This window comes from Azospirillum formosense (assembly GCF_013340925.1).
Lineage (GTDB): Bacteria > Pseudomonadota > Alphaproteobacteria > Azospirillales > Azospirillaceae > Azospirillum > Azospirillum formosense.
The window spans coordinates 1-4,371 of record NZ_WHOR01000373.1 but is presented as its reverse complement, the minus strand read 5'-3'; the positions used below and the strand labels follow the sequence as shown (position 1 = coordinate 4,371).

Below are 4,371 nucleotides of genomic sequence, written 5' to 3'. Positions count from 1 at the left end.
ATCCTCGACAGCACCCTCACCCTTCCCACGCTTCGCGCGGGCCCCTTCCCTCTCCCGGGGCGGGAGAGGGGTGAAGCACGGCGGGGCTTTTTGTTTGCGCGGCCCTGCGGCCTATCGGAAACTGCGCGGGCCATGGCCTACCGACTGCCGCCCCTCAACACCCTGCGCCTGTTCGAGGCCGCCGGCCGCCACCAAAGCTTCAAGGCGGCGGCGGAGGAACTGCACCTGACCCCCAGCGCGGTCAGCCACGGCATCCAGACGCTGGAGGACTGGCTGGGGGTGGAGCTGTTCCTGCGCGGCAACCGCAGCCTGTCGCTGACCCCCGCCGGCCACGCCTATCTGCCCCGCGTGCGCGACGCGCTGCACGCGCTGGCCCTGGCGACGGAGAGCGTGCCGGGCCGCGCGCCCAGCGGGCGGCTGTCGGTCAGCGCCGCCCCGACCTTCGCCCTGCGCTGGCTGATCCCCCGCCTGCCCGCCTTCCAGGAGCGTCACCCGGCGATCACGGTGGCGCTGGACACCGCCCACCGGGTGGTCGAGTTCCCCCGCGACGGCATCGACGCCGGCATCCGGCTGGGCCGCGGCGACTGGCCCGGTCTGGCCGCGCTGAAGCTGATGGAGGAGGACCTCGTCCCGGTGGCCGCCCCCGCCCTGGCGGCGCGCATCGCCTGCCCCGCCGACCTCGCCGCCGTCCCGCTGCTCCACGTCGCCGACGTGTCGGAGGACTGGACCGCCTGGGCCGAGGCCGCGGGCCTGCCGCCGGCGGCGCTGGACGACGGGCTGAAGCGCGGGCTGCGGCTGGACGCGATCCACATGGCGGTGGACGCCGCGGTGCGCGGGCTGGGCGTCATCATCGGACGGCGACCGACCGTCGATCCGGAGCTGGCGTCCGGCCAGCTGGTCGAGGTGATGGGGCCGCGCCTGCGCGCGAAAAGCGCCTATTGGCTGGTCACCGCCCAAGACAGCCTGCGCCGCCCGGAGGTCGCCGCCTTCCGCGCCTGGATGCGGGCGGAGTTCGCCCAGGGGCAATGATCCCTTCGGGTGAAACCCACTCACCCGACGATGAAAAGGTCCCGTTTGCCGGAGCGGCGGGGACGGCCCGATGCTGGTACTTCATCGCACCCGCCGGAGGCCACCATGACCTTGCACGTCCTCCCCCGCACCGCGCCGCCACCGGCCCGCCGCCTTCGCGGGCTGCTGGACTGGATCGCCCATCTCCGCGAACAGAGCCGCCAGCGCGACGCCCTGCTCTCCCTGTCCGACCGGGAGTTGCGGGACATCGGGATCAGCCGTTACGACGCCGTCACCGAGGCGCGCAAACCGCTCTGGCGGTGAAGGCCGCACGTCACAACCGGTCCCGCCGGATCGCCTCCAACAACCCTTCGGCCCCGGCCTCGCAGAGGTCCAGCACCTCGGTGAAGTGCAGCCCCTCGCCGTAATAGGGATCGGGCACCTCGCGCTTCGGCGCGTCGGGGGCATAGTCGAGGAACAGGGCGACCGTCGCCCGGCTGTCCGCCGGGGCCATGCGCCGCAACTGCGCCAGATGCCCACCGTCCATCGCCAGGATGTAGTCGAAGTCGGCGAAGTCCGCCGCGGTCACCTTGCGGGCGCGCAGGTCCGACAGATCCACCCCGCGGTCCTTGGCGGCGCGCCGGCTGCGCGGGTCGGGCGCCTCCCCCACATGATAGCTGTGGGTGCCCGCCGAATCGGTGCCGATGCGGCCCGCCAAACCGGCTTGCCGAACCCGGTCGCGGAACACACCTTCCGCGGTGGGCGACCGGCAGATGTTGCCCGTGCACACGAACAGGACCTTGACCATCCCGGCCTCCTCCTCTCTGCTTTCCCGGTCCGAGATCTAGCAGCCGTTCCCCGAACCCGCCAGGGCGCCATGACCAACGCCATGATGAGCATCACCAACCATCTGAAACCGACCGACTCCATCGTCATCCTGACCGGGGCCGGCATTTCCAAGGAATCCGGCCTGGACACCTTCCGCTGCGCCGACGGCATCTGGGCCAAGGTCGATCTGGAGGACGTCGCCACGCCGGAGGGTTTCGCCCGCGACCCGGCACTGGTCCACCGCTTCTACAACGACCGGCGGCGCGGCCTGCGCGACCCCGCGGTGCAACCGAACGCCGCCCATCGGGCGTTGGCCGAGTTGGAGCGGCGCTGGAAAGGCGACCTGCTGCTGGTCACCCAGAACATCGACGACCTGCACGAGCGCGCCGGGTCGCAGACGCTGATCCACATGCATGGCGAGCTGAACGCGGTCTTCTGCCGCCACTGCCGCAGCAAGGTGGAGAACTGGACCCACGACCTGTCGGTGGAGGACATTTGCCCGTCCTGCGCCCGCAAGGGCGGCATGCGCCCCGACGTGGTGTGGTTCGGCGAGATGCCCTATCAGATGGAGCGGATCTACCGGGCGCTGGGCGCCTGCGACCTGTTCGTCTCCATCGGCACCTCCGGCAACGTCTATCCCGCCGCCAGCTTCGTGGCCGAGGCGCGCAACGCCGGCGCCCTGACGGTGGAGCTGAACCTGGAACCGTCGGCGGGCGCCAGCCTGTTCGCGGACTCCGTCAACGGCCCGGCAACCGAGCTGGTCCCGGCCTTCGTGAGCGAGCTGCTGAGCCTTTGAGCGGCGATCTTGAGAACCTGTTCGAACAGGCCCGCGCGTGCCGGCTGTGCGTGGGGGTGTTGCCGCACGGCTGCCGTCCGGTGCTGCGCGGCAGCCCGTCCGCCCGCCTGCTGATCGTCGGACAGGCGCCGGGCGCGCGGGTGCACGCCAGCGGCATTCCCTGGAACGACCCGTCCGGCGACCGGCTGCGCCAGTGGCTGGCCATGGACCGCGCGGCCTTCTACGACGAGAGCCGGATCGCCATCGTCCCCATGGGGCTCTGCTACCCCGGCACGGCGCCGAAGGGCGGCGATTACCCGCCGCGCCCGGAATGCGCGCCGCTCTGGCACCCGCCGCTGCGCGCCGCCCTGACCGGGGTGCGGCTGACCCTGCTGGTCGGCAGCTACGCCCAGGCTTACTATCTGGGAAACCGTCGCCGGCGGACGATGACCGACACGGTGGCGGCGTGGCGGGACTATCTGCCGGAGTTCCTGCCCCTGCCCCACCCGAGCTGGCGCAACACCGCGTGGCTGAAGACGAATCCCTGGTTCGACGCGGAGCTGGTGCCCGCGCTGCGCCACCGCGTGGCGGGCGCCCTGGGCGCCTTGGACGGCTGACTCACCCCTCCATGGCCTCGATGCGCTCCATGTCCTCGTCCGACAGGCCGAAATGGTGGCCGATCTCGTGGATCAGGACGTGGCGGACGATGGCGAACAGGTCCTCGCCCGTCTCGCACCAGTAGTCCAGGATCGGGCGGCGGTAGAGGAAGATCATGTCCGGCCCGCTGCGCAGGTCGGCGACGCTCTGCCGCGTCATATCGACGCCCCGGTAGAGGCCGAGCAGGTCGAAGGGACTTTCCAGCTCCATCTCGCGCTCGGTCTCCTCGTCGGGGAAATCCTCGACATGGATCGACAGATTGGCGATGGGGGCCAGGAGTTCCCGCGGAATCGTCTCCAGCGCGTCCTCGGCCATCCGCTCGAGGTCGGGGGTGGAGGGGGGAACGGTATGGGTGTGTGCCGGTTTGCGCATCATACCGGTGAAGGTAGCGTTGCTTGCCGCCCAGGCCAAGCGGCGCTAAACCGGAAGGCGGACCGGAACGCCGATTTGATCCACAATCGATCCGTGTCCGTTACGCCTTGCACAGACCAACCAACTATAGGCCAACCAACTACAGGCCAACCAACAACGGGGGAAGGAATGTCGGACAAGCTGGTGGGTGCCAAGCGGCAGACCGCGCTGAAGGAACTGCATGGCTGGGCGGAGGTGCTGGAGCGCGACGCGATCCGCAAGACCTACCATTTCCCCGACTTCCCCGCCGCCTGGGGCTTCATGAGCCAAGTCGCCCTGCTGGCGGAGCGGACGAACCACCATCCGGAATGGTTCAACGACATGGGCCGGGTGGAGATCATCCTGTGCACCCGCAGCGCCGACGGCCTGACCCAGGCCGACGTCGATTTCGCCCACCGCGTGGACCAGATCGCCCCGAACCGCGACCGCTGATGAGTCCCCTCTCCCGTCCCGGGAGAGGGAGGGGCCCGCCGCGAAGCGGTGGGAGGGTGAGGGTACCGCCAAGGATCAGCGCCCTGATCCCCGCACGACCCTCACCCGCCCGCTGCGCGGGCACCCTCTCCCGAGGCGGGAGAGGGGCTGGGGCGTCACGCCGGTTCCAGAACCACCTTCACATCCGCCGGGCGCCCGAAGAAGGGGGCGGTGGTGACCAGCAGCGGGCAGCCGGCGGCGGCGTAGGCCGCCGCGTTGTC

The 4,371-nt window shown here is 70.6% G+C and carries 7 protein-coding genes; 5 read left to right on the top strand and 2 right to left on the bottom strand.

Annotation, left to right across the window (positions count from 1 at the left end; genetic code table 11):
- The first annotated feature begins 132 nt into the window (after positions 1-132).
- Both gcvA and GBZ26_RS27510 read left to right on the top strand, forming a co-directional pair.
- A complete protein-coding gene (gene gcvA / locus GBZ26_RS27515; RefSeq protein WP_174441534.1) occupies positions 133-1,029 on the top strand; it encodes a transcriptional regulator GcvA in 897 nt (298 codons plus the stop codon).
- 105 nt (positions 1,030-1,134) lie between these two features.
- A complete protein-coding gene (locus tag GBZ26_RS27510) occupies positions 1,135-1,332 on the top strand; it encodes a DUF1127 domain-containing protein (protein WP_174441533.1) in 198 nt (65 codons plus the stop codon).
- Positions 1,333-1,342: 10 nt separating this feature from the next.
- Here the strand turns inward: GBZ26_RS27510 and GBZ26_RS27505 are convergent, their stop codons facing one another.
- Positions 1,343-1,816 carry a low molecular weight protein-tyrosine-phosphatase gene (locus tag GBZ26_RS27505; protein WP_174441532.1) on the bottom strand — a complete coding sequence of 158 codons (474 nt, stop codon included), beginning with the start codon at positions 1,814-1,816 and terminating at the stop codon, positions 1,343-1,345.
- A 69-nt stretch (positions 1,817-1,885) separates the two neighbouring features.
- Here GBZ26_RS27505 and cobB point away from each other — a divergent pair, with 69 nt between their 5' ends.
- Positions 1,886-2,632 carry a Sir2 family NAD+-dependent deacetylase gene (cobB, locus tag GBZ26_RS27500; protein WP_174441531.1) on the top strand — a complete coding sequence of 249 codons (747 nt, stop codon included), beginning with the start codon at positions 1,886-1,888 and terminating at the stop codon, positions 2,630-2,632.
- On the top strand, positions 2,629-3,228 hold the full coding sequence (locus GBZ26_RS27495) for a uracil-DNA glycosylase family protein (protein ID WP_174441530.1): 600 nt from the start codon (positions 2,629-2,631) through the stop codon (positions 3,226-3,228). Before cobB ends, GBZ26_RS27495 begins: the two co-directional genes overlap by 4 nt.
- 1 nt (position 3,229) lies before the next feature.
- Here GBZ26_RS27495 and GBZ26_RS27490 read toward each other — a convergent pair whose 3' ends face one another.
- On the bottom strand, positions 3,230-3,583 hold the full coding sequence (locus tag GBZ26_RS27490) for a metallopeptidase family protein (RefSeq protein WP_014238669.1): 354 nt from the start codon (positions 3,581-3,583) through the stop codon (positions 3,230-3,232).
- A gap of 225 nt (positions 3,584-3,808) precedes the next feature.
- Here GBZ26_RS27490 and GBZ26_RS27485 point away from each other — a divergent pair, with 225 nt between their 5' ends.
- Positions 3,809-4,111 (top strand): 4a-hydroxytetrahydrobiopterin dehydratase, encoded by a 303-nt coding sequence (locus tag GBZ26_RS27485; RefSeq protein ID WP_014238670.1) that lies wholly within the window; start codon positions 3,809-3,811, stop codon positions 4,109-4,111.
- The last annotated feature ends 260 nt before the right edge of the window (positions 4,112-4,371 follow it).

Bases quoted from the DNA above. Each gene is read 5' to 3' on its own strand.
- GBZ26_RS27485 (WP_014238670.1), top strand. From the start codon at position 3,809: ATGTCGGACAAGCTGGTGGGTGCCAAGCGGCAGACCGCGCTGAAGGAA.
- gcvA (WP_174441534.1), top strand. From the start codon at position 133: ATGGCCTACCGACTGCCGCCCCTCAACACCCTGCGCCTGTTCGAGGCC.
- GBZ26_RS27505 (WP_174441532.1), bottom strand. From the start codon at position 1,816: ATGGTCAAGGTCCTGTTCGTGTGCACGGGCAACATCTGCCGGTCGCCC.
- GBZ26_RS27490 (WP_014238669.1), bottom strand. From the start codon at position 3,583: ATGGCCGAGGACGCGCTGGAGACGATTCCGCGGGAACTCCTGGCCCCC.
- cobB (WP_174441531.1), top strand. From the start codon at position 1,886: ATGACCAACGCCATGATGAGCATCACCAACCATCTGAAACCGACCGAC.
- GBZ26_RS27510 (WP_174441533.1), top strand. From the start codon at position 1,135: ATGACCTTGCACGTCCTCCCCCGCACCGCGCCGCCACCGGCCCGCCGC.